Genomic DNA, 24,829 nt, shown 5'->3' with positions numbered 1-24,829 from the left:
TGAGCAAGTTTTGTATGAAGCTTGGCTGCCTTAACTCTTTTGCTATATATTTGCTAATTCTTGCCAACTTCATCCTCTGCCTTGACAAAGTTTTGGCTGCTTAGTGGCTGGGATCATCTCCGGTAAATGGGTCTAACGAACTGAAAATTGCTCATCTGATATGCTCAAGCTGTAAACCTATCGATAATGACTGTTGCAATTATTGGACTGGGATATGTAGGGTTGCCCCTAGCTTTGACTTTTGTGGAAGCCGGCGAATCTGTACTGGGGCTGGACATTGATACTTCTAAAGTTGACTTATTAAGTCAAGGGCGTACTTATTTTAAACATATTCCATCAGAAAGAATTCAAGCAGCGGTTAAGCTTGGACGATTCAAAGCGTCGGTAGAATTTTCCGAAATTGTCGCTTGTGAAGCGGTGATTATCTGTGTGCCGACACCTCTAAATCGCCATCGAGAACCAGATATTTCCTATGTACTCCAGACTGGGGAAAGCATAGCAAACTGGCTAAAGCCTGAAATGCTGGTGGTGCTAGAGTCTACTACCTATCCCGGCACGACAGAAGGAGAACTGCGGCGAGTGTTAGAGAAAGGCTCAGGGTTGTTGGCGGGCGAAGATTTTTATCTAGCCTATTCACCGGAACGAGAAGATCCTGGTAATCCTCAAAGTCAAGTGAAGGTGATTCCGAAGGTTGTGGGGGGCTATAGCCCTCGGTGCTTAGAACGTGTCAAAGCTCTCTATGGGCGGGTCGTAGAGACCGTAGTACCTGTCTCATCTTGCCGAGTGGCGGAGGCTACAAAGCTAACTGAGAATATCTTTCGATCGGTTAATATTGCCTTAGTAAATGAATTGAAAATGGTCTATGGGGCCATGGGAATTGATATCTGGGAAGTGATTGAAGCGGCTAAAACTAAGCCCTTTGGTTTTATGCCCTTTTATCCGGGGCCTGGATTGGGAGGGCATTGCATTCCCATTGATCCCTTTTATTTGACTTGGAAAGCACGGGAGTTTGGACAGCACACCCGCTTTATTGAGTTGGCTGGGGAAATTAACCAACAGATGCCTGCCTACGTGGTGGAGCAGGTGGTGAATGCCCTCAATATTGAAGGCAAGGCTGTTAAAAACGCTCGAATTTTATTGCTGGGTTTGGCCTACAAACCGGATGTTGAAGACGATCGTGAATCTCCTGCCTATCGTCTGATGGAGTTACTAGAGCAACGGGGAGCCCAGGCATTTTTCCACGACCCTTACATAGCAGTGATTCCCAAAACACGGGAACACGCCCAGTATGCGGGACGACAATCGGTGCCTTTTGAACCAGGGTATGACTTGTACTTGCTGGTCACTGCCCACAGTGAGTTCAGATCATATAATTTCTCCGACCTGGGGGCTCCCATCGTGGATACGCGCGGTCTGCTCAAGCAATACCCAGACAAGTACTATCGAGCCTAGGGATTGCGATCGCAATGTTGGCAATCATCCAGGCCCGCTTCTCTTCCCACCGTTTACCAGGCAAGGTCCTAAAGCCATTAGCCCATCTCCCCTTATTAGGATGGACGGTACAGCGCTTGCAGCAGTGTGAATTACTCTCTAATGTTGTGCTGGCGACTTCAGATGCCACTACGGATGATCCCGTGGCTGAGTATGGTCAGCAGTTAGGAGTTGAAGTGTATCGGGGTTCCCTGAATGATGTGGCTACCCGTTTCTGTCAGGTAGTTACGGCTCGGCGAGCGGATGCTTTTGTGAGAGTTTGTGGGGATAGCCCCTTGATCGATCCGGCCTTGGTGGATCAGGCGATCGCCCTTTACCACGATCATGACTGTGATTTGGTCACTAACGTCTTTCCCAGAAGTTTTCCTAAGGGGCAATCAGTAGAGGTGATTCGTAGCCGTCCTTTCCTCAGGGCTTGGCCTCAAGTACCCTTATCAGAGCGAGAGCATATCACTCAGGTTTACTACCAGAATCCTGATCAATTCCACATTGTTAACTTTTCCAGTGGCTTAGAGGCCGCAGCAGTTCAACTGTCTGTGGATACCTGGGATGACTATGAACACATGCAAAATCTGATTCAAACTTGTGTAGGGAAACCCGGAGGATGGCGAGAGTTAGTGACCCTGAGGGAGCAGCTACATGGCGCGATCGCACCTTAACGCCGCCATCATTGGTCTGGGGGTAGGGGAGCGCCATATTTCTGGCTATGAAGCGGATCCCCGGTGTCGGGTCGTTGCTCTCTGTGACCTTGACGCTCAAAAGTTACAGGAGGTGGGCGCACGTTCCCCTGGGCGGCACCTTGCTTCTGACCCTCAAGTCGTCCTGAAAGATCCCGATATTGATATTGTTTCTATTGCATCCTACGATAATGTCCACTGTGAACAGGTGGTCATGGCCCTTGACCAGGGTAAACATGTTTTTGTTGAGAAACCGCTTTGTCTCTTTCCAGAAGAGTTTCACGCCATTACCACCGCCCTAGCTAGAAACCCTCATCTAAAGCTCTCGTCAAATCTGATTCTCCGACGCACCCCTCGATTCATCCAATTACGAGAACGAATTCTCCGGGGTGATTTGGGTCAGGTTTATTATCTAGAAGGAGATTATGACTATGGTCGTTTGCACAAGATTGTCAACGGTTGGCGGGGAAAAATCCCGTTTTACTCTGTTGTCCACGGCGGAGCCATCCATCTAATTGATCTGCTCCTTTGGTTGACCCAGAAGCGGGTAGAACGAGTGTTTGCCTGGGGTAACAAACTAGCTACTGCAGAGACAAGCTTTCGATACTTTGACTTTGTGGTGGCGTTACTGAACTTTAGGGATGGTACCCAGGCAAAAGTCACTGCTAATTTTGCCTCCGTGACTCCCCATCACCATAAGCTCTGTGTCTATGGGACATCAGGCTCGTTTGTTCAGAGCCACTTGGGCGCGGCCTATCTGACTTCACGGGATCCGAGTCAACCTATGGAAGCTGTGACGGATGGGTATCCTGGTACAGCCAAAGGGGATATGCTCCCCTCCTTTGTCCGAGCTGTCCTAGATGGGACATCCCCTGATGTCACTGCTGAGGAGGTGTTAGAGGCCATGGCAGTAGCCTTAGCCATTGAAGCTTCCCTGGCATCGCACCAGCCAGAGCCCGTGAATTATGACTGGCAATTGACACCCTAAATATTGGCCCTGAAGATTTAATTTATGAGTGACGTGATTCCATTTGGCAAACCCTTGATTGGGGATGAAGAGCGTAACGCTGTCATGGAGGTACTGGCCGGGCCAATCCTCGTCCATGGTCCTCGTGCCACGGAGTTTGAACAGGCATTTGCCGCCTTTACTGCGGCCCCCCATGCCGTCAGCGTATCTTCTTGCACGGCGGGAATGCATTTGATTTATTTCACCCTGGGCCTAGGGGCGGGGGATGAAGTGATTGTTCCGGCCCAGACCCATGTGGCTACTGCCCATGCGGTAGAGCTCACCGGGGCCAAAGCGGTCTTTGTCGATGCGGAAGAGGCAACGGGCAATATTGATATTGCTGCGATTGAAGCTGCCATTACCCCCCAAACCCGAGCCATTGCCGTAGTGCATTACCTGGGGGTACCAGTGGATATGCCCCAAGTGGTGGCGATCGCTCGCCGTCATAATCTGTTTCTTCTAGAAGACTGTGCCCTTGCCCCTGGGGCCAAGGTGGATGGAGTGCATGTGGGCCTGTGGGGAGATGCCGGAGTATTCTCCTTTTACCCGGTCAAACACATGACCACCGCTGAGGGGGGCATAATCATTCTGCGAGATGGGGAACTGGCCCAACGCTTACGGCTGCTCAAAGCCTTTGGTGTGGATCGCACCCATGGAGAACGCAAGGTGCCTGGAGTCTATGACACGGTAGCCCTAGGCTTTAACTACCGCATGAGTGAGATTCATGCAGCCATCGGCATTGAGCAGGTCAAAAAGTTGCCTGGTTTCTTGCAGCAACGGGCTGAAAACTTTGCCGCCTTGGCCATAGCTTTGGCAGATGTGCCGGGCCTACGGGTACTGCCCCAACCGATGGACAGCCATCGCCACAGTTGCCACTACTGTTTAGGGGCTTTGCTGGATGAGGCAATTCAGGAAAAGCGTCCAGCTATCATCACCCAATTAAAGGCGCAAGGCATTGGATCGAGTGTGTATTACCCGCAGCCTGTCCCCCGGATGACCTATTATCGAGAAAAGTATGGCTACGACGAAAGCCGTTATCCCAATGCTGCCAGGATTAGTGATGGGTTAATTGCTCTGCCCGTTGGGCCTCATCTTCAGCCTGAGCAGATGGTGACCATTGCTGATGGGCTGCGTGCCATTCTAACTGGATTATTTTGACCGAATTATTAAGTGGGCTGGATTGTAAGGCATGAGTTTGATTGAGATTGCAGGTCGCCGGGTCATGTTGATCGGGGGCGCGGGATTTATTGGTCATAATTTAGCGCTGGAACTGAAGCGGCGGGGGGCCGAAGTTTCCATTGTGGACGGCCTTCAGGTGAATAACCTGCTCTCCCTGTACACTGCCACGAATACCCTGGCGGAACGGGAGCTTTACCTGAGTATTCTCAACGAACGTTTGGAACTCTTGCGATCGGCGGATATTCCAGTTCATGTTGAGGATGCGCGGGATTATTTCCGCCTAGGTTTGCTGTTTAGTCAGTTAAAACCTGATGTTGTTGTTCTGTTGGCGGCAGTTTCCCATGCCAGCCGTTCCAATAAAGATCCTTACCACACCTTTGACCATAGCTTTCGCACCCTAGAAAATGCTCTGGATAGTTCTCGCTCTAAGGTAGAGCATTTCATTTACTTCTCCTCCAGCATGGTCTATGGCAATTTTGAGGGCGATGCTGTGGATGAAGAAACGGTATGTAATCCCCTAGGAATTTATGGTGCCCTCAAATTTGGCGGGGAAAAGTTAGTCATTGCCTACAATCAGGTGTTTGGATTGCCTTATACCATTGTGCGCCCTTCTGCCCTCTATGGGGAGCGCTGCATTAGCCGTCGGGTGGGTCAGATTTTCATCGAAAATGCTATGCGGGGTCAGGGCTTAGTCATCAAAGGGGATGGGACTGACTGCTTGGACTTCACCTATATTGGGGATTTAGTGAATGGTATTTGCTGCTGCATTACCCACCCCGAGGCTAAGAATCAAATTTTCAACATGACCTTTGGCCAAGGGCGCTCCTTAAATGATATGGCTGGCATTATCAAGGATGAATTTCCAGGGATTGAAGTTCAGTATCAAGAGCGAGACTCCCTAATGCCGGAGCGGGGCACTCTAAATGTGAATAAAGCCCGTCAACTGATCGGTTACGAGCCCCAGTTTCCCCTTGAGGTGGGCTACCGCCACTATATTCAGTGGTACAGAGAATTATTTGAGCGGGTGAAAACAACTCCCCACGTCACAGCCTTTCCCCAGGTCAACGAATAATTGCCTAGTACCAGCTCAATGACGTTGGTTGCTTTGTTAGGGGATCCCTGGCTGGGTAGCTTGCTGGGATGTCCGGCCTATCATGTCCCCTCGTCCATGGAGCTCCTTTCCCCAGAAATGCTGCCCTCTGGGGCTGCTTTTGTGGATGCTAAGGTTGGTGTCAAGCATCTGAAAAAGCTGCATCACTTAGAGCAGCTTGGCTTTCGTCTAATTGATACGAATCTTCAGTTACGCTGTCAGCCCCGGTTTGTGTCTGATGGGGTTTCTGAGGGTTGTCGGTTGGCAAGGGCCGAGGATGAGGATCAAGTAACGGCCATAGCAGCTCAGTCTTTTGAGGTTAGCCGCTTTCATCTGGATACCAAAATTTCAAACGTATTGGCCAATCGGATTAAAGCGGCTTGGGCCAAAAACTTTTTTGCTGGCCAACGGGGAGACTGGATGGTGGTCGCAGAAGTCCAAGGCAAAGTGGTTGGCTTTTTGCAACTTTTGCAGGGCCAAGACCAGTCATTAATCATTGATTTATTGGCCGTTGCCCCTAGCCATCGGGGCAAGGGATTGGCACGAGCCATGATCACCCATGCGGCCAATACTTGTCTAGGAGTATCGGGAACCATGCAGGTGGGCACTCAGGTGGCCAATATTCCTGCGCTTAAACTATATCTGGATCTGGGATTTCGAGTTGAACGGGCAGCTTATGTGTTGCATCTCCATCTTTAAGGATTTTTCGCGGTAATTTTTCACTGTATAAGTCATCCCTAATTCAAAAAAGCGACAGAGGTATCGGAGTGAAAATCGGTCGTCATAGTCTTGAGCAAGATGTTTTTGTGATTGCTGAGATTGGCAATAACCATGAGGGCGACATCCAGCTTGCTCAGGAAATGATTCATGCTGCCGCCGCATCCGGAGTTCAGGCTGTTAAGTTTCAGACTATTATCCCTGAAAGGCTCGTTGCTAAAAGCCAATCGGCACGGATATCACAACTGAGCCGTTTTGCCTTTAGCCCGGATCAGTTTGCGAATTTAGCGGCAACTGCCGCCAAGGCTCAGGTTGAGTTCTTATCTACCCCTTTTGCACCGGAGGTTGTTCCCTGGCTGGATGACCTGGTACCAGCTTTTAAGGTCGCCTCTGGAGACAATAATTACTGGGCGCTATTGGAGGCGATCGCACTCACCGGAAAGCCTGTTTTACTTTCCACCGGCATGAGTTATCTTGCCGATGTTAAGCAGGCGATCGCAGTCATAGAAACGGTTTGGCAGAATCACGGTACTCAATCTACGCTGATCCCACTCCATTGTGTCTCGGCATACCCGACTCCCCTAGAACAAGCAAATCTAGGGGCAATTCAAACTTTGGCTCAAGAAACGGGACAGATAGTCGGGTATTCAGACCACACCCTGGGAATTGAAGCCGCTATTTTTTCAGTGCTACTGGGGGCACGGGTGATCGAAAAGCACTTCACTCTATCTAAAACCCAGTCTGATTTCCGAGATCATGCCCTGTCAGCAGATCCCAATGAGATGGCCGAATTAGTACAGCAGGTTCAGCGGGTTCAGGCGATCTTGGGGAATGGGGTAAAAACGATTCAAGACGCAGAATTACCTGTCGCGGCGGCGGCACGGCGATCGATTGTGGCTCGAACTTCCCTGACAGCGGGTCATGTGATTGGCCTTGAAGACTTAGAGTGGTTGCGTCCGGGGGGGGGGTTATCGCCGGGACAGGAAGCGGCTTTATTGGGGCGCTGTTTGCAGCAAGCGGTAGCTCAAGGTGAAATGTTGACTGCGGAGATGGTGGCCTAGGATGTGTGGCATTGCGGGCTATTACGGCACCCAATCCCTTTCACCATCGCGCCTAGAACAGTGTTTGTCACTGATGGGGCGGCGCGGGCCGGATGGACATAACTGGATTGAGCGTAGCTTGGGAGGGGATCGTCATGGCTATCTACTCCATTCGCGACTGCGGATTATTGACCTGGATTCCAGAGCAAATCAACCCTTTTTGCGGGGACAAGGGCACCTCTGTTTTAACGGAGAGATCTATAACTATCTAGAACTTCGCCAGGTATTGACCCGGCTTGGGGAGGGTTTTGCCACAGAGAGTGACACAGAGGTTTTGGCAACGCTGTTGTCCCGCTATGGCTCCGAGAAAATCGATGACTGTGAGGGGATGTGGGCGTTTGCATGGCTAGATGCCAGTGGTCTACTGCTCTGTCGCGATCGCTTTGGCGAGAAGCCCCTATATCTATTTGAAGATGAGACGGGCATTTACTTTGGTTCTGAGCCCAAGTTTATTTTTGCCTTGTTGGGTCGTAAGTTGCCGATTAACACTGACCATCTCTATCGGTATTTGGTCAATGGCTATAAGTCACTCTATAAACCCCGAGAAACCTTCTTTGTCGGGCTCCAGGAACTACAGCCTGGAACCTGGCTGAAAATTGATCCAGCGGGTCACCACCAGAGCCAATCCTACTGGCACCCCACCTTTGATCAGTACCAAGAGAGTCTATCCTTTGAGGATGCTGTATCGGCTACCCAGGCGGTGCTGGTGGATTCGGTCCGGTTGCGGCTGCGAGCCGATGTCCCGATTGCATTTTGCCTGAGTGGGGGAGTTGATTCCAATGCCCTGATTGCGATCGCAAGTCGCAAGCTCAACTACCAGGTCCATGGTTTCACGATTATGAATACCGATACTCGCTACGAAGAGCGAGATCTGGTAGAAACGACGGTTCAGGAGCTGGGGTTACGCCATACCGAAATTCCCATAGATCATCGGGAGTTCCTGTCTAATCTGCGACGTTTGATTCGCTACCACGACGCGCCCGTTTGTACGATTACCTACTATGCCCAGTGGCAATTGATGGCCGCGATCGCAGATGCTGGGTACCGGGTCTCCGTTAGTGGCACTGGGGCTGATGAGCTTTTTAGTGGTTATTTTGACCATCAGAATTTCTATCTTCAGGCGCTACAGGCTGATCCACTGGCCCAAGGTCAAGCCCGAGAAAATTGGCGGCGGGTGGTAGCTCCCATTGTTCGCAATCCCGTACTGCAAGATCCCGACTGTTTTATTAAGGATCCGACTCGGCGAGATCACATTTATCTGGATGCCGCCACTTTTGCTGGATTTCTGAAAACGCCCTGGCAAGACGCCTTTCAAGAAAAGCAGTACAGCGCGGTTGTCCTTCGCAATCGGATGAATAATGAACTCTTCCATGAATCAGTGCCACCGATATTGCACGAGGATGATCTCAATGCCATGTACTTTTCCGTGGAAAATCGATCGCCTTTCTTAGATCGGCGCTTATTTGAAGTGTGTCAGTCGATTCCTACCCGCCATTTAATTCGGGATGGCAAAGCTAAAGCAGTGCTACGGGAAGCTGTGCGAGGCATAGCTCCTGATGCTGTGGTGGATAATCCCCGTAAGGTGGGCTTCAACGTGCCGATCTTTGATTATCTCGATGTCAATGACTCCCAAGTGCGCGATCAAATTCTGGCCGATAGTCCCATTTTTGATCATGTTCATCGAGAGCCCATTGAACAGTTGATTCGCCAGCCCCATCTACCCAATAGCCAAAGTAAGTTCCTATTTTATTTTCTGAATGCCAAGATTTTCTTGGAGGAATTTGCTTGAGGGATAGCATGATGAAATGGTGTCAAAGCTGTGTATTACCCGATAGCCGCCCTAATTTATCCCTAGGGGATGATGGCATCTGTAATGCCTGTAAGACCCATCAAACCAAGCCAACTATTGATTGGGCTGCTCGTGAGCAAGCGTTTCATCAGGTAGTGGCCCATGCTAAGGCTAAGGCCACAGGGTATGACTGTCTTATTCCCGTCAGCGGCGGCAAAGATAGTACCTGGCAGGTCGTGAAATGCTTGGAATATGGCTTAACGCCCTTGGCCGTGACCTGGAAAACACCTGCCCGCACGGCCATTGGCCAGCAAAATCTCGATAATTTAATCGCGCTTGGGGTTGACCATATTGACTATCAGATTAGCCCCAAGGTAGAAAGTCGGTTTATGCTCCGAGCCTTTGAACGATTTGGCTCGACAGCGATTCCGATGCACATGGCATTGTTTAATATTCCCCTCACCCTAGCCGTGCGCTTTCAGATCCCCCTGGTGGTATGGGGTGAAAATTCTGCCTTTGAATATGGGAGTCAAGATCAGGCTCTGATGGGTTTTACCTTGGACCAGTCTTGGTTACGTCAGTATGGTGTTACCCACGGCACTACTGCCGAAGATTGGTTATCGGAGGGGTTCAGTCGCCGGGAACTTACGGCCTATTTTGGCCCTGACACCCATGTTTTGGCTGACCAAGATCTCAGAGCCGTATTCCTGGGATACTATTTTCCCTGGGATCCAGAAAGCAGCCTATCAGTGGCGACTGCCCATGGTTTTCAGTTTACCCAGGGGGCTGCACGTACAGGTTACTATGACTATGCGGATATTGATGATGACTTTATTTCTTTGCATCATTGGATGAAGTGGTATAAGTTTGGCTTTACCCGATTATTTGATAACCTCTCGTTAGAAATTCGTAATGGTCGGATGACTCGCGACGATGCGCTATTGGTGATTCAGCAAAAGGGCGATCAAACGCCTCATCGTGACATTGACAAGTTCTGTGAATTTGCTAATATTTCTCGCCAGCGCTTTTTTGAAATCGCCGAGACGTTTCGCAACCTTGAGATCTGGCACCAGCGATCGGATGGGGTTTGGACGATTCCTGATTTTTTGCTTGACACTTGGGAGTGGTCATGAGGTTTGAAGCGAAAGATCCACCCCGCGCTTTTACGGTGGGCAATTCAGTCCAGTTTGAGATTAAAGATTGTGGCAGTGTTTATCTCCAACCTGATGAACAGGTCACCTTTGTCACTGAGGCGGGGGCTGAGTATGATGTGGCGGCTAAGGACTGGGGATTTTACGCTACCCCGAGTTTGAATGGTCGCTTACAACAGTTTGGTCTGCGGGGGGTCTTGATTCGCAACCGGGGTACGGGACGCTATTTTGTCTTACTAGTTGCTCAGGGACAGGAGGTTGCTTTTGATGCCTATTGCCATCAGGAAAATTTAGCGGTGGTTACCTGGTTAGACAATACTGAAGCGTTAGATGGTCTAGCCGCTGCGTTGGGGAAATTGGATGGTTAAGCCGACGCTGCATTGTCCCTGCGAGGGACGTTATTTGGAGCGGGCGTTTCAGTATGACGCACCGCCAGCAGGGGAGACTGCCTTTGATTTAGGGGGGCAGGTGTATAACCGTGTCTATGATCGCTGTAGCCTCTGTGGTCATTGGTTTGCCAGTCATACCATGAATCTGGATGGGCTCTATGGGGGAGCTTATGTAGACAATACCTACGGAAATCGTCTAAGGGAAACCTTTGAGCGGATCATAGCCCTACCTCCCGATCAATCCGACAATACAGGACGAGTTAATCGAGTGACAGGATTCGCAACTCGGCATTTTGGGCACTCAAACCCGCTGCGCCTTTTGGATGTCGGTTCGGGTCTGGGAGTGTTTCCTTATGTCATGAAGCAACGGGGGTGGTATTGTACAGCGTTAGACCCCGATCCAAGATCGGCTCAACACGCCAGAGATGTGGTGGGAATAGATGCTGCGACTGGGGACTTCATGGCACTAGAAGCCAATAAGGTAGGGCGATTTGATGTTATTACCTTCAATAAGGTGTTGGAACATGTAGAGGATCCACTTGCCATGCTGAAGCGATCGCGGGAGTTTCTTGCACCTGGTGGTTTTGTATATGTGGAGTTGCCAGATGGAGAGGCGGCAGCTCAGGCTGGGGCACATCGGGAAGAATTTTTCATTGAGCATCACCATGTGTTTAGTGTTGCTTCATTATCGGCATTAGTCAGCCGATCCCAATTGTCAGTAGCTTTAATAGAAAGTCTTCAAGAAGCAAGTAAAAAATATACTCTTATTTCCTTCATTGTGTCTTAGATTAAAGCTTTTTCGAAAATCAAAAACAATCCAGAGATAATCTTTGATACAAAATCATGAATCTTCAATCTGAAACAACTACTCGTTGGGACGAAATCAATAAAGAAGTTGGCTACACAAGATTTCCAAATGAAATGATAGTTATCTGGGTAGCTCAAAATTATGGAAATCATGGAGGATATGGCCTCAAAGCTCTAGACATTGGTTTTGGATCCCTAGCCAACATTGATATGTTGTCCCAGTTTGGTTTTGAATGCTGTGGAGTAGAAGCTTCACCTGAAGCAATTAATTCAGCATTAGAGACTTCTGAGAGTAGAGGAGAAAAACTAGATTTAAGATTACTTAAAGAAAGTGGTGAAATCCCATTTCCCGATAGTTACTTTGACTTGGTGATTTCCAGTCATGCCATATATCACAACCTCGATGTATCGAAGCTAAAGGATGAGTTAAGAAGAGTATTAAAGGATGATGGAAAGTTCCTTGTTGATTTTTTTGAAATTGGAAGTGACGAACTTAAAACCACAGAAATTGTCAATTCTCAATCTCCAAAAACCCTTGGGGTAATCATGAGAAGCAATGATCCCAACTCCGAACTCTACGGCGTTTCTAGAGTTGTCTATCCTAGTAAAAAACTTTTAATTGATGAATTTTCAAGCCATTTTGAAGATATCAATGTTTTTCAAAATTCTTATAATCCAGGATCTTATTACGTTTCATGGCTTTACATTTCTGGAAAAAACAAAAAAGTCAAATATGTAGAAAGCGAATATCTTGAGTACCAGAAACGCTATTCAGATTCACCTCGACGCAGTGATGCATTTTTAATTGATTTAATTGAGAATTCAATACGATCAAAAACATCAGATCAATTCAACTCGAAATTAAGTGAATTTAGTTTGATTGACATCGGTTGTTCAACGGGAAACTTTTTGTTTCATCTACGTCATTGTCTTCCTGATATAAAATATTGTGGCGCTGACGTGTTTCCTTCAATTGTAGAGTCTTGCAAGTCCGATTCAAGGCTTAATGGTATAGAATTCTATCAATTAGATATACGCAATGTACCTCAAACTCAAACTCAACCTCTATATGACATGATCGTAGTAAATGCGGTCTTGCACAGATTCGAAAAATCAATATTGAGAAAGTGTATAAAAGGTTTGTATCGTCTCTTGAAGCCCAAAGGTACTCTATTCCTATTTGAATTTTTTCATGAGTTTGATCAGGAAGTTGAAATCGTTGAACAACAGTCTACTCATCCTGAAGGCGCTCGGCTACATTTCTGGTCATATCGAACAATTCAGGAGATGCTAGAGCAACATGGCTTTTCTGAAATTGAGTTTCATCCTTTCAAAATAGATATCGATTTACCAAAACCCAAAAATCCTAATGACACTTCAACTTATACTCTCAAGACGGATACTCAAGAAAGACTTCAGCTTCGGGGAAGCATTTTAATGCCTTGGTGTCATCTTGTTGCGCAAAAGCATTGAATCTTTGTTGAGGAAAACTTAATGGAAGACAACCAAGATTTATCCTTCAAGCTAATCAATCCTTTTCCTACATCTGCACAGGGAAATTTCGGTAAAGATAAAATAGACAGTTCAGTATTATTGTCTTTGGACGTTGAATATAAATATCAATTCTACGATTACTGTGGCAAAGTTGTTCAAGAATATAAGATTCCAGGTTCTCCAGAAATCCATAATTGTGGAGGATATATTGACAAGCTCTTTAAGTATAGATCTCCAAGTTTAAAGCAATACATCCAAAGTATTGGGGTTTCCCCTAAATTATTCAACAATTCAGAACAGTTTCCGATTTTATCCTCAAGATCACCAAAACTTGACTATTTAATATTTCAGTATATTGCTTACTTGAGAGATAATAAAATCTGCGATCGTGTCAAGATTCTAGATCACGGCTGTACAGTTGCAGAACACCTAGATCTTCTGGATATTCTTCTGGAAGTGGATAGAGGTGAACGCGCTAAAGATGTTCTATCGTACTATGGAATCGATATATCTGCTTTGGCTTTATTCGCAGCACAAGAAGTTCACCGAGATCTTGATCCATTACATTTTAACCTTATTCATAAAGAGGGTTCAAACCTTGAATTTGAGTCTTCTTTTTTTGATATCACTTTCTCTGTAGGTGTTGTTAATTATGTTAAGAAGCCATTGAATACCCTTAAATCTTTGTTCAGATCAGCCAAATATGCATCCGTTCTGGCCCTTTGGGTTACTTCTGGCTCCGAAGGTTTCTGGTCAATTAATCATACCGGCTCTAACTTCTATTTTTTCTCATTAGATGATCTTAAAGCATTAGAACATGAGTTGCCAGAAGGTCGATTACTCTATAGTGAATTTATACCAGAAGAGAAAACCTCTCAACCTTCAAGCTATATTGGTCTTGGGAGTGATCAAACAAGCACTTTAGGGTGTTATCACTTAATCTTTTCAAAAATAGATTTTTGTCCTTTGGGGTGTAAGCCTTTAATTTGAAAAATTGACAATATTTATCTTTGAATGGAGTAATAAGATGTCTGATTTACTAGAGATTTCCTGGGCTGCCGGAAAATTTGTATATCCCAAAAATGGCTCGTCGGCCCTTCATTTTATGCCACTTCCAGATTTTTTGCTGGATAGTGCTTTGGATATATCTTTACTCCTGTTGATGCGATTCTTGAGAAGAAGTCATGTTCCTAATTTCGAGAAAATCGCATCAACAGATCATGGCAACTCTCAAGAGAAGAATTTTTATGAAATTTTGAATGTCCCCAAAAATTCCAGTCGAGAAGTTATACAAAGATCTTACTGGGAACTTGCCCGAAAACTACACCCCGATACCACTGGAAAGTCATCCTCTTTACATGCCCAAGAATTGCTCACTATTCAAAATGCTTATAAAATTTTATCTGATGATAATAAGCGTCGCCATTATGATCTGACCTTGAGATTTGGTACTAATAATATTCTTGCGAATTCAAATAAGTCGTCTCGGAATAGACCTAAGGAACTAATTGAATATCAAGTTGAACTGAAAAGTGAAGATCACCCTTTTTCTAATTCTTATGATCAGCTTGTAGAATGGCAACGCTCAATTTATCTTGATCAAATAGTAGACTTTGTAAATAATTTAATCTTGGCGCTATACCATATCAAAAGTATTCAGGGTGTAATTGATATTTTTCCTGGGATAGGGCTTCTTTTCGAGGCCATCAAATTTGAGTTTATTTCTGAAACTCCCGAAAGGAATAAAACGATTGATTACAGTAACTTGAGATTTATCGCAATTGCCAGTATTAAGCAGTATGAAATTTTTCAGTCTCTTCATGCATTTGATGATATAGAATGTGAAATATCTGATTGCTTGAGCAGCTTTTCTGAGGATCGGAGCAAATCCCTTTTAATATTGAATTATTACCAGGCCATTAGAGATGGATTGGATTTTGATTACACAAGTTATTTGGTTCACCATGATGGATTAAATAGTCAGTCAATAGCACTGATTTTGGTGGTCTCTACCTCTAATGAAAATCTCAATCTGTATACTGTGAACAGAAACAAGGTGTTTATTCCAAGCAAGAAATCAGTAGAAAGTTTCCTGATATCTACTGGACGTAATTGGTTTAAGCATTATCTAAGCTTTGATAAAAGTTACTTTCTATGCGATGAAAGTTTCTCCTCCGAATTTTATCTAATGCTAGCTTATACTTCCTCTAAAATGCTGGAACTTAGTGGATTTTCAGTGATTAGTGATTAAATAAAGACTTGATTTCAGAAATCTATAATTAAAACTATTGATATTGATATGTGCCAATTAAAAACTTTGAATCTTGAGAACCTAGTAAAAACTTTGCATTTGTCTGGCTTAAGCTCTGGAGATATAGTATTGGTTCAGAGTGATGTTTCTAAGCTTGGTCGTCCTGAAGGTTTGAGATCCAAGCAAGAAATACTAGAATTTTATCTGAATGCATTCGAAATTGTTCTTGGTTCGGATGGAACGTTGGTAGTTTGTACCTCTTTTGAAGATTATGGCCGATATGGAACTCCTTTTCATCTAGAAACCTCGCCCTCGCGACTTGGTGCATTTAGTGAATACGTCCGGACTCAACCTGGCGCTATTCGTTCGTTACATCCTTTGATGTCATTGACAGCCCTAGGTAAACACGCTTCAGAGATATGCAGTGCTCCACACTTTGACGCTTTTGGATGGGATAGTCCATGGGGTAGACTTCATAGGGCAAATGCCAAATTATATACTTTAGGTCTTTCTAGGCATCTAGAATTTGGAATGACTTTTGTTCATTATGTAGAACAATGTTATGGGGTTCCGTATCAATATAATAAGGTCTACGCGGCTCCAGTTTTTGCTAGTGGAAAGCAAATTTTAGGTTGTTTCACTATGAATGTTCGATACTTGGATTTTGGGGTTTGTTACGATACCTTAAAGGTCAAAGAAGAGTTGCTTAAATCTGGTTTTGGAAAAGAGGATTTTATTGGTCGAGATGCTATTTTCTCAACTACTTCCAATCATGTTTTTGAGGTTATGCTGCAAAAGTTTAGGGAAGATAGATTTTTTATGTTGACTCAAAAACCAAGCTTTCGCGAAGGAGAAATTCCTCTTGATGGACCTACCGGTGAAATGAAGATTATCTACGATAAGGGTAATGAGATTTGATTCGATCAGTTGGCTATCTTTGATTCAAGATCTATGTGTAATTCCAACTGCTGTGGTTGCAGATGGAAATGGCTATTTATTTTCCCGACTTGAGCAAGAGATTCCTTTAGACATCATTCGTATTCCTAGCGAGGTTGAGTATAACGGCTGGGTTGTCCCTCAGAACTGGCGGGTACGGCGAGCAAAACTCTATTGTGATGGGGTAGAAGTTTTTGATGGTACAGAGCATACTTTAGGAGTTGGCTATTACTCCCGCTCTTTCACAGGTGATCTATCTTGGGAAGAGTTAAAGCCCTACCTTGTCACTAATCCTGAGTTACCTGATGCCTACATGTTTCACTGCATGTGGCAATATCGCCCTTGGTGTGCAGAGTGGCGACTGTCCATTCCCTACCGAATTTATCAGACCCTAGAACCAGGGCAGTACCGCGTAGAGTTAGAGACTGAATACGAAGATGGTGAGATGCTGATTGGGGTCAGCCATAAGGTTGGGCAAACCCCTAAAACCATTGTCTTTAACTCCAATAACTGCCACCCCCACATGGCCAATGACGGCTTTGCCGGTACCGCCGTCCTCGTTCGTTTATTTCAGTGGTTGGCAACTCAGGATACTTACTACTCCTATCGTCTGGTCATTGCCCCTGAGCACTTGGGCAGCGTTTTTTACCTGAAAGGGTTACCAGCCGACGAAATCGACAACATGATCTGTGGGGTATTTGAAGAAATGCCCGGTACCCAAGGAGCCATCAAAGCTACCTCCACCTTCCTGGGTGGTCACATGATTGACCAAGCCTTTGCGAATGTTCTGCGCCACTACAGCAAAGCCCATGAATTGGTGCCTTGGCGGCAAGGAGCTGGGAATGACGAAACTGTGTGGGAAGCTCCCGGTTATGAAGTTCCCTTTGTGGAAATGACCCGCTGTGAAGATCAGTTTGCACCCTTTCGGGAATACCACTCCAGTCTGGATACCCCTGAGTTAATGGATCAGCATCAACTGGATGAAATGCTGTTAGTGCTACAAAAAGTGCTTGAAGCTTTGGAGCAGAATGTTACGATTCATCGCCGCTTCGATGGTCTGATCTGTCTCTCTAACCCCCAGTATGACCTCTATATGGAGCGCCCCGATCCGTCAGTGACCAAAGACCTGGAAGCCGATGCCGAAAAGTGGGGGCACTTGCTAGACTGCCTATTTCGCTACATGGATGGCAATATGACTGTTTTAGACATTGCCCAGCGTCACGATTTACCCTTCGATCGCCTGCGACGTTACTTGGGTCGCTTTGAAGAAAAGGGACTTGTAACGCTAAAACGGGCTGAAATTCCCCGTACTCCACCCCAGCGGGTGACTCCATGATCACGATTATCGATAGCGGCATTGCTAATATTGGCTCCGTGGTGGCGGCCTATCGCCGTCTGGGGGTGGCCACCACCACCACCACCCAGCCCAAGACAGTGGCCACAGCTAAAGCCCTAATACTGCCTGGGGTGGGCGCTTTTGCCGATGGGATGGAGAGCTTACGACAGAAAGATTTGGTGCAACCAATTTTGGATGCAGCGGCAGCGGGTGTGCCCATTTTGGGCATTTGTTTAGGGATGCAGCTCTTAGCAGAGGTCAGCGAAGAATTTGGTGAGCACCAAGGGCTAGGGCTGATTCCTGGGCGCGTTATTCCCCTACAGCCCGCTCAAGTAAACGAGCAGGTACCTAATATTGGTTGGTGCGATGTGAGCCTTAACCCTCAATCCTCCCTATTTCAGGGTATGAATACCCCCCAGACCTTTTATTTTGTTCATAGCTATTATTTGAACTGCTCAGATCCCCGCCATGCCGTTGCGACAATTCCCTTTGGTAACGTCAATGTGACTGCTGCCGTTGCCCACCGCAATATTTTTGGCGTTCAGTTCCACCCTGAGAAAAGCCAAGATACTGGGTTACAGTTGCTCAATCATTTTGCCCGCAATATTGCTCCCCCGGCTGGGGTTCCAGATACCGCAGTTGTATAACCTGAGTCGTATTCTGCTATGACCGTTCGCCCCCGCCTGATTCCAGTGCTGTTGCTAAAACACGGCATGATTGTTCGCAGTCAGCTCTTTAAGGTGCATCAAGTCATTGGCAACCCCATGAGTACGGTGCAACGCTTTTCAGACTGGAATGTAGATGAGTTGATTATTCTTGATATTAGTCGTGGTGAAGCTGGACACGATCTACGGCGGGATGACTTGCAGCAGCAATACCTGGGAAATACCGCCCTAGATGTGCTGCGAGAAATTTCCAAGGTCTGCTTTATGCCGCTCACCTTTGGCGGCAGGATTCGGGCGATTTCAGATGTAGAGGAACGTCTGGCCGCAGGAGCTGACAAGGTTACCCTGAACACCGCAGCCCTAGAAAATCCAGCCTTTTTACAGCAGGCTGCGCGCCGATTTGGGAGCCAATGTATTGTTGCCTCCATTGATGCCCGCTGCACTGCAACCGGGTGGGAGGTGTTTGCTGAGGGTGGACGACGGTCCACTGGGCGAGAGGTTGTTCAATGGGCCAAAGAGGTCGAAACCTTAGGGGCAGGGGAAATTTTCCTCAATTCCATTGATCAGGATGGTTCTGGTCAGGGGTACGACCTAGCACTCGTGCGGGCCGTAACTGCCGCCGTGTCCATTCCAGTGATTGCCTGTGGTGGCGTAGGCCGCTACGATCATTTTCCCACGGCTATCCTGGCCGGAAATGCTGCTGCTGCTGCCGCCGCCAATATCTTTCACTTCTTTGAGCTGAGTTATTCCCACGGTAAGCAAGCTTGCTTGGCAGAGGAAATCCCCATGCGTCCTGTGGGATTGGGTTCTCAGTTTTTGCGCCGCGAGCCGGAGTACGATCGCCCCTATGAAGATGGCCGCATAGCAAAGCGATTGCACCAAGCAGAGACAGGGAATTATGGTGCTGCCCAACCCAGAGCCACGGATCATCCGTCAATTCGCTGGTGTACGGCCTGTGTATATCCGTCGATCTCCGCTGCCCCGATGGAATTTGATGATCAGGGGGTCTGCACCGGCTGTCAAATGGCTCAAGTGAAGGCTCAGATTCCTGCCAGCGAGTGGAGGCGGCGACGGGACTTATTAGGGGAGTTACTAGAGCAGTACCGCTGTCGAGAGGGTAGTCGCTACGATGTGGTGGTTGCCGTATCTGGCGGTAAGGATTCCTACTTTCAGGTCCATGTGTTGAAGGAGGAGTTTGGTCTCAATCCTCTGCTAGTGACTTACGACGGCAATAATTGGACTGAGGTAGGCTGGCGCAACATGGTGCGGATGCGGGAAGCCTTTGGGGTGGATCATGTTCTGATCCGTCCGTCAGTGATGACCCTCAAAAAGCTCAATCGTTTGGGCTTCACCGTTATGGGGGATATGAACTGGCACGCCCATGTGGGCATTATGACCGCCCCTATGAAGGTAGCAACTCAACATCAAATTCCCCTCGTATTTTATGGAGAGCATGGCTATCTGGATCTCTGTGGACAGTTTTCCATGGATGATTTTCCTGAGGTCACCTATCGCGATCGCCTAGAACATTTTGCCCGAGGCTATGAATGGACTTACTTTGTGGGGCGCGATGGTTTAACCGCTCAGGATATGGCCCCATGGAAATATCCAACTGATGCTGAAATGCTAGCTCTCGACTTGCGAGGGATTTTCCTAGGCAACTATGTCTACTGGGAAGCTAATGAGCATATTAAGCTGGTGACGGAGCGCTACGGTTTCGAGGTGTCCCATGAGCCCTTTGACCGTACCTACCGCACCATGTCCAATCTGGACGATATGCACGAAAATGGGGTTCATGACTATCTCAAATACATCAAATTCGGCTATGGTCGCGCCACTGACCATACCTGCAAAGACATTCGAGCCGGGTTGATGAGCCGTGAAAAAGCAATCAGCCTTGTGAATCACTATGACCCCATCAAACCCAGGGATCTTCAGCGATGGTTAAGCTATGTCGGTATGGATGAAGATGAATTTGACCGCATCGCGGACACCTTTCGGGATCCTCGTGTTTGGCGAATGGAAGCAGGGCAATGGATTAAAGATGGCTTGATTGGGTTTGATGCTTAGCCCAGCCACCCTAGATCTCCCCCATACACGTCCCGTCCCAATTGTTGACTTGACTACCTAATGACTGCCGAAAATACAACCCCCTTAGGCGAACAACTTAGCGAAAAAGAGTTGTGTCCTGATGATCTATTAGCTGGGCAAGAAGCGGCCTTTGCTCGGGATATTGAGCGGATCCAGAAGCGGGTGGCGGAATTTGTGGAGGTTACCTGCCCCGCCTGTGGCAGTCGTGTCTATCAAGCCGCCTTTGAGAAATTTGGCTTCTCTTTTCGGGCTTGCTCAGACTGTGCCACCCTCTACATGAGTCCTCGGCCCTCCCCAGCGGTGATGGCGGACTACTATAGCAATTCTGAGAACTATGCCTACTGGGCACAATATATCTTCCCGGCTTCTGAAGCCTCTCGGCGGGAAAAGATTCACAAGCCCTGGCTAGAGAGAGTGCTCGGATTTTGCGATCGCTACAGTATCCAGCGTGGCACCCTATTAGAAATCGGGCCAGGTTTTGGGACGTTTGCGGCTGTGGCCACAGAATCCAAGACTTTTTCCCGAGTTGTGGCGGTGGAAGCGAATCCAGATATGGCCGCTGCCTGCCGCACTCGGGGCGTAGAGGTCATCGAAAAGCGAGTCGAAGACATTAACGAACGCAAAGACCTAGAGACAGTAGATGTCATCGTCTCCTTTGAAGTGATTGAACACCTATTTGAGCCGCAGAAATTCATTGCCCAATGTGCAAATTTATTGCCTTCAGGGGGGCTCATCGTCCTGTCCTGTCCCAACGGCCTAGGATTTGACATTGCCATGCTGGGAGCTAAAGCCTTGGCTGTAGATGCAGAGCATGTCAACCTATTCAATCCCCAATCCCTATCTCAGTTACTAGAAAAATCTGGCTTTGAAGTCCTAGAGGCCACCACACCGGGACGCTTAGATGCTGAGTTTGTTCGCGAGGCGGCCCTAAAGGGAGATATTGATTTGTCAGGTGATCCTTTTCTGCAACGGGTGCTCATTGAGGATTGGGACTCATTGGGGTGGCCTTTTCAACAATTTCTGGCCACCCACAACTTATCGTCCCACCTATGGATTGCTGCCCGTCGTCGCTAATACTCAAGGCTAAGAATCCTATTCCGTTTGCTTCAACTTCCTTTAGCGATCCTGCATGAACAACGCCGATCTCGAACAGTCCATTCGCCATTGCTATAGCACCTGGGGCGATCGCTATTACGCCGACTACTATCAAAGCAAGACCGCCTATCCCCCGGTTCATACCGATATTATTCGAGATTTATTACGCCAGTCTGAAGCCAAAACCTTACTGGATGCCGGGTGTGGGCCTGCCTCTATGCTCCGGGATCTTGATCTGCCCAACTTAGAGCGATTTGGGTTTGATCTCACCCCTGAAATGACCGCAGAAGCCCGTCGAGTTCTGGCAACTCAAAACGTACCAGACAGTCATATCTGGGAAGGGAGCGTGCTAGAAGCAAGCAGCTTTCAACAGCCAGGAATGTCCCCACCCCCCACCTTTGATGCCGTCATCTGCTTCGGTGTTTTACCCCATATCCCTGCCCCCTCAGATCTGACGGTGCTAACCCATCTCACCGATGCCGTAAGTTCCGGTGGATGGGTTGCTTGCGAAGCCCGTAACCAACTATTTGCCCTATTCACCCTCAATCGCTATAGTGCTGACCTATTCAAAACCCAGTTGATTCAGGTGGAAGCCCTGCGACAACGGATGCAGAATCCTAGCGAAGAGCTAGCCCTAGACCAAGCTTTGGAAGAATTGGATCAGCGCTTTCGGATGGATTTACCGCCGCTCCGCAAGGGGTATGAGCAAGAACCGGGCTATGACGAAGTCCTCTCCCGCACCCACAACCCCTTTGAGTTAGCCGCAGTGGCTAGGCAGGCAGGGCTAGTAGAGGTTCAGTGCTTGTTTTATCACTACCATGCTTTACCCCCCATCCTGGAGCCCTTGCTGCCCCAAGCCTTTCGGCGGGAGAGTATAGCCATGGAAAACCCAACGGACTGGCGGGGCCATTTCATGGCCTCTGCCTTTATCGTGGTGGGAAAACGTCCGTGATCCACGGTAACGGCTGGCCGAGCTACAACATTTGGCAGCACAGTACCATCGTGCGAGATCTCTACACGCGCCGCTGCCGTTTAGAAGCCGAGGAAATGACCTGCCATGGTCAGGCTGTTGAGCTACTGCGGCCCCATATCTCACCAGGCGATACAGTCTTAGATGTCGGGTGTGGTAGTGGTTATTTTTTCCATGCTTTGCATCGACGCGCCATCCCAGTTCACTATCTAGGGATTGATGCCACTGCTTGTCTGGTGGATATCGGCAAGCGCTACCTACCTGCTTTTGGTCTACCGCCGGATCGTCTACAAACCCTCCGCATTGAAGACCTCGGCGGCACCGTTGATCACATTGTTTGTATTAATGTCCTCAGCAATATCGATAATTACCATCGCCCCCTAGAACGCCTTCTCAACACGGCACAGAAAACAGTGATTTTACGTGAGTCTCTGGGGGAAACTGGGACTTACGCCTATGTTCGCGATCAGTTTTTGGATGAAGAGGTTGCGTTGAAGGTTCATGTCAATACCTATCCTCTTCAGGAAGTAATGCAGTTTATCGCTTCCTATGGGTTTGAGGTGAGTTCAGTGCAAGACGAGCGAGCCGGAGATCAGCCGGAGATGGTGATCGGATATCCCCATTACTGGCGGTTTCTCGTTGCTGTTCGTCCATCATCAGAGGGTTAAATGTCACGTATTGCCGGAGTCTTAACTGCACCTGCCCATCAAGCCCAAGCAGAGTCATTGCTTGCCCAGGTTGCTCTGGCGGGCTGGAGAACCAAAGCGGACACCCTAGCGGTGGCTAGTATGGCCTGGACAGGGTTAGGGACTCCTAATCTAGCTATTACAGAGCGGGCGATCGCCGTTGTCGATGGCAACTTCTATAACGTTGATGAGTTTGGGCTTTCGGATCATCTCAATGCTGCCAATGCCGCAGCGCAAGTGATTGCCCTTTATCAGCGTCATGGTTTTGCCGGAGCCTTACAGCGGATTAATGGGGATTTTGCGATCGCCCTATTTGATATAGATACCGATACCCTCTGGCTGGGGCGCGATCGGGTAGGTCACCGCCCCCTTTACTATGTCAAGACTCAGCAGGGCTTAGGGTTTTGTTCTCGACCCCGTGCCCTTTTAAGCCTACCGGGCGTTTCGCCTGAATTGAATCGGCGATTTATTGCGGTCTTTGCTGGCTCCCATTACCGCTACATCGATAATCACCCTGAAGAATCCCCCTACGCTGCCGTTTACCAATTGCCTGCGGCCCATATCCTACGACTTCGAGGGGGAGAATCTCATATTGAGCCCTACTGGCAACTTGCCGATCTGCCAGATTGGCAACAAGGTGAACCAGAATTAGCTGCCGCCTATCGAGAGCTACTGTTAGATGCAGTGGCGCGTCGCACATCAGTCTTACCCCAAGCCGGGTTTACCCTATCTGGGGGACTGGATAGTTCGTCAGTGCTTTCCTGTGCCGTTGCCACCTCCGGTGAAAAGCAACAGGCATTTTCAACGGTCTACAGTGACAAGACCTATGACGAGAGCGATGACATTCAAGGCTTTCTGCCCCAAAAGGTTGCTCAATGGCACCCCATCTTAATCGAAAAATTTGACCTATTCGATACCGTCTCCCGCATGGTAGCGGCCCACGATGAGCCAGTGGCGACAGCTACCTGGTTATCCCACTTCCTTCTCTGTGAGACGGTTCAGGAAATGGGCTTTTCAAGTCTATTTGGAGGATTAGGGGGTGATGAGCTAAACGCTGGAGAGTACGAATACTTTATTTTTCACTTTGCTGATTTGCGTGCCCAAGGTCAGGAAGCCCAACTAGAGCATGAAATTGCTGCTTGGGCTACTCACCACGATCACCCCATCTATCGCAAGGATCGACAGGTCGCTGAGCAAGCCATCGCTCGTACCACTCATCCCAGCCAGCCAGGGGTTATCCTGCCTGATCGCGATCGGATGTCCCGATACTACAAAGCTATCTCCCCAGACTTCTACGATCTCAGTACCTTCGTTCCCCAACACGATCACCCCTTTCGATCCTGGTTACGTAACCGTACTTACCAAGATATCTTTCGGGAAACAGCCCCCTGCTGCTTGCGAGCAGAGGATCGTAACTGTATGGCCTTTGGCCTTAACCATGCCGATCCCTTCTTTGACCACCGTCTGATTGAATTCATGTTCCGAGTTCCGGGCAGCATGAAAATTCGAGACGGCGTGACCAAGCAACTGCTTCGTCACGCCATGCAGGGCATCCTCCCAGAAGAAACCCGTACCCGCATCAAGAAAACGGGTTGGAATGCACCAGCCCACCTCTGGTTCTCTAACCAAGCACTTGAGCAATTACTCGATATGGTTCATTCACAAGAATTTCGCGATCGGGGAATTTATAAAGTAGATCAAGTCCTAAATCTAGTTCGTGAACATCGCGAAATTGTCTCCTTAGCCCAACCCCGTGAAAATCATATGATGTTTCTATGGCAGCTTCTAAACACAGAGCTTTGGCTTCAATCTTATTAATCCTCCTGATTTTTTCTCTGCAATTATCTGAAAAAATCCGAATTTAAAGATTCAAAAAACAACTATTGCCTACGACCAACCAATTTGACTG

General features: G+C 47.8%; 22 protein-coding genes. All 22 read left to right on the top strand.

Going from position 1 to position 24,829, the window contains the following annotated elements:
• Positions 1 to 186 precede the first annotated feature (186 nt).
• On the top strand, positions 187 to 1,452 hold the full coding sequence (locus LEP6406_RS0215305) for a nucleotide sugar dehydrogenase (RefSeq protein WP_008313760.1): 1,266 nt from the start codon (positions 187 to 189) through the stop codon (positions 1,450 to 1,452).
• Between the two features lie 14 nt (positions 1,453 to 1,466).
• A complete protein-coding gene (locus tag LEP6406_RS28375; RefSeq protein WP_008313759.1) occupies positions 1,467 to 2,150 on the top strand; it encodes a cytidylyltransferase domain-containing protein in 684 nt (227 codons plus the stop codon).
• Positions 2,131 to 3,156 (top strand): Gfo/Idh/MocA family protein, encoded by a 1,026-nt coding sequence (locus LEP6406_RS0215295; RefSeq protein WP_008313758.1) that lies wholly within the window; start codon positions 2,131 to 2,133, stop codon positions 3,154 to 3,156. Before LEP6406_RS28375 ends, LEP6406_RS0215295 begins: the two co-directional genes overlap by 20 nt.
• Before the next feature lie 24 nt (positions 3,157 to 3,180).
• Positions 3,181 to 4,332 carry a DegT/DnrJ/EryC1/StrS family aminotransferase gene (locus LEP6406_RS0215290; RefSeq protein WP_008313757.1) on the top strand — a complete coding sequence of 384 codons (1,152 nt, stop codon included), beginning with the start codon at positions 3,181 to 3,183 and terminating at the stop codon, positions 4,330 to 4,332.
• A 31-nt stretch (positions 4,333 to 4,363) separates the two neighbouring features.
• Entirely contained in the window at positions 4,364 to 5,425 is a 1,062-nt protein-coding gene (locus LEP6406_RS0215285; protein WP_008313755.1) for an NAD-dependent epimerase/dehydratase family protein, read from the top strand.
• Positions 5,426 to 5,566: 141 nt separating this feature from the next.
• The gene (locus LEP6406_RS0215280) at positions 5,567 to 6,142 is read left to right on the top strand and encodes a GNAT family N-acetyltransferase (RefSeq protein ID WP_225886542.1); all 576 of its coding nucleotides are present in this window, start codon (positions 5,567 to 5,569) and stop codon (positions 6,140 to 6,142) included.
• A gap of 68 nt (positions 6,143 to 6,210) precedes the next feature.
• Positions 6,211 to 7,221, top strand: coding sequence for an N-acetylneuraminate synthase family protein (locus LEP6406_RS0215275; protein WP_008313751.1), 1,011 nt, complete (start codon positions 6,211 to 6,213; stop codon positions 7,219 to 7,221).
• 1 nt (position 7,222) lies between these two features.
• Positions 7,223 to 9,049 carry an asparagine synthase (glutamine-hydrolyzing) gene (gene asnB / locus LEP6406_RS0215270; RefSeq protein WP_008313750.1) on the top strand — a complete coding sequence of 609 codons (1,827 nt, stop codon included), beginning with the start codon at positions 7,223 to 7,225 and terminating at the stop codon, positions 9,047 to 9,049.
• Positions 9,050 to 9,057: 8 nt separating this feature from the next.
• Positions 9,058 to 10,182, top strand: coding sequence for an N-acetyl sugar amidotransferase (locus tag LEP6406_RS0215265; RefSeq protein ID WP_008313748.1), 1,125 nt, complete (start codon positions 9,058 to 9,060; stop codon positions 10,180 to 10,182).
• Positions 10,179 to 10,568 (top strand): hypothetical protein, encoded by a 390-nt coding sequence (locus tag LEP6406_RS0215260; protein ID WP_008313746.1) that lies wholly within the window; start codon positions 10,179 to 10,181, stop codon positions 10,566 to 10,568. The genes LEP6406_RS0215265 and LEP6406_RS0215260 overlap by 4 nt, the downstream gene beginning before the upstream one ends.
• Entirely contained in the window at positions 10,561 to 11,376 is an 816-nt protein-coding gene (locus tag LEP6406_RS0215255) for a class I SAM-dependent methyltransferase (protein WP_008313744.1), read from the top strand. Before LEP6406_RS0215260 ends, LEP6406_RS0215255 begins: the two co-directional genes overlap by 8 nt.
• Positions 11,377 to 11,432: 56 nt before the next feature.
• The gene (locus LEP6406_RS0215250; RefSeq protein ID WP_008313742.1) at positions 11,433 to 12,869 is read left to right on the top strand and encodes a methyltransferase domain-containing protein; all 1,437 of its coding nucleotides are present in this window, start codon (positions 11,433 to 11,435) and stop codon (positions 12,867 to 12,869) included.
• Positions 12,870 to 12,890: 21 nt separating this feature from the next.
• Positions 12,891 to 13,880 (top strand): class I SAM-dependent methyltransferase, encoded by a 990-nt coding sequence (locus LEP6406_RS0215245; RefSeq protein ID WP_008313739.1) that lies wholly within the window; start codon positions 12,891 to 12,893, stop codon positions 13,878 to 13,880.
• Positions 13,881 to 13,917: 37 nt separating this feature from the next.
• Complete coding sequence (locus LEP6406_RS30415; protein WP_008313737.1) at positions 13,918 to 15,141, top strand: J domain-containing protein; 1,224 nt, start codon at positions 13,918 to 13,920, stop codon at positions 15,139 to 15,141.
• A 129-nt stretch (positions 15,142 to 15,270) separates the two neighbouring features.
• Entirely contained in the window at positions 15,271 to 16,059 is a 789-nt protein-coding gene (locus LEP6406_RS31315) for an AAC(3) family N-acetyltransferase (protein WP_071992243.1), read from the top strand.
• Positions 16,049 to 17,413, top strand: a complete 1,365-nt coding sequence (locus LEP6406_RS0215225; RefSeq protein WP_008313733.1) for a DUF4910 domain-containing protein — start codon at positions 16,049 to 16,051, stop codon at positions 17,411 to 17,413. Before LEP6406_RS31315 ends, LEP6406_RS0215225 begins: the two co-directional genes overlap by 11 nt.
• On the top strand, positions 17,410 to 18,060 hold the full coding sequence (gene hisH / locus LEP6406_RS28365) for an imidazole glycerol phosphate synthase subunit HisH (RefSeq protein WP_008313731.1): 651 nt from the start codon (positions 17,410 to 17,412) through the stop codon (positions 18,058 to 18,060). The genes LEP6406_RS0215225 and hisH overlap by 4 nt, the downstream gene beginning before the upstream one ends.
• An 18-nt stretch (positions 18,061 to 18,078) precedes the next feature.
• On the top strand, positions 18,079 to 20,148 hold the full coding sequence (locus LEP6406_RS30410) for an N-acetyl sugar amidotransferase (RefSeq protein ID WP_008313729.1): 2,070 nt from the start codon (positions 18,079 to 18,081) through the stop codon (positions 20,146 to 20,148).
• Positions 20,149 to 20,208: 60 nt separating this feature from the next.
• Positions 20,209 to 21,243 carry a class I SAM-dependent methyltransferase gene (locus tag LEP6406_RS0215210; protein WP_008313726.1) on the top strand — a complete coding sequence of 345 codons (1,035 nt, stop codon included), beginning with the start codon at positions 20,209 to 20,211 and terminating at the stop codon, positions 21,241 to 21,243.
• 55 nt (positions 21,244 to 21,298) lie between these two features.
• On the top strand, positions 21,299 to 22,216 hold the full coding sequence (locus tag LEP6406_RS0215205; protein WP_008313724.1) for a class I SAM-dependent methyltransferase: 918 nt from the start codon (positions 21,299 to 21,301) through the stop codon (positions 22,214 to 22,216).
• Complete coding sequence (locus LEP6406_RS0215200) at positions 22,213 to 22,902, top strand: class I SAM-dependent methyltransferase (RefSeq protein WP_008313722.1); 690 nt, start codon at positions 22,213 to 22,215, stop codon at positions 22,900 to 22,902. Before LEP6406_RS0215205 ends, LEP6406_RS0215200 begins: the two co-directional genes overlap by 4 nt.
• Entirely contained in the window at positions 22,903 to 24,738 is a 1,836-nt protein-coding gene (locus LEP6406_RS0215195; protein WP_008313720.1) for an asparagine synthetase B family protein, read from the top strand.
• Positions 24,739 to 24,829: the final 91 nt, after the last annotated feature.

The sequence above is a fragment of the Leptolyngbya sp. PCC 6406 genome (assembly GCF_000332095.2).
Lineage (GTDB): Bacteria > Cyanobacteriota > Cyanobacteriia > Phormidesmidales > Phormidesmidaceae > PCC-6406.
This window is presented reverse-complemented; position numbering and strand designations above follow the sequence as displayed.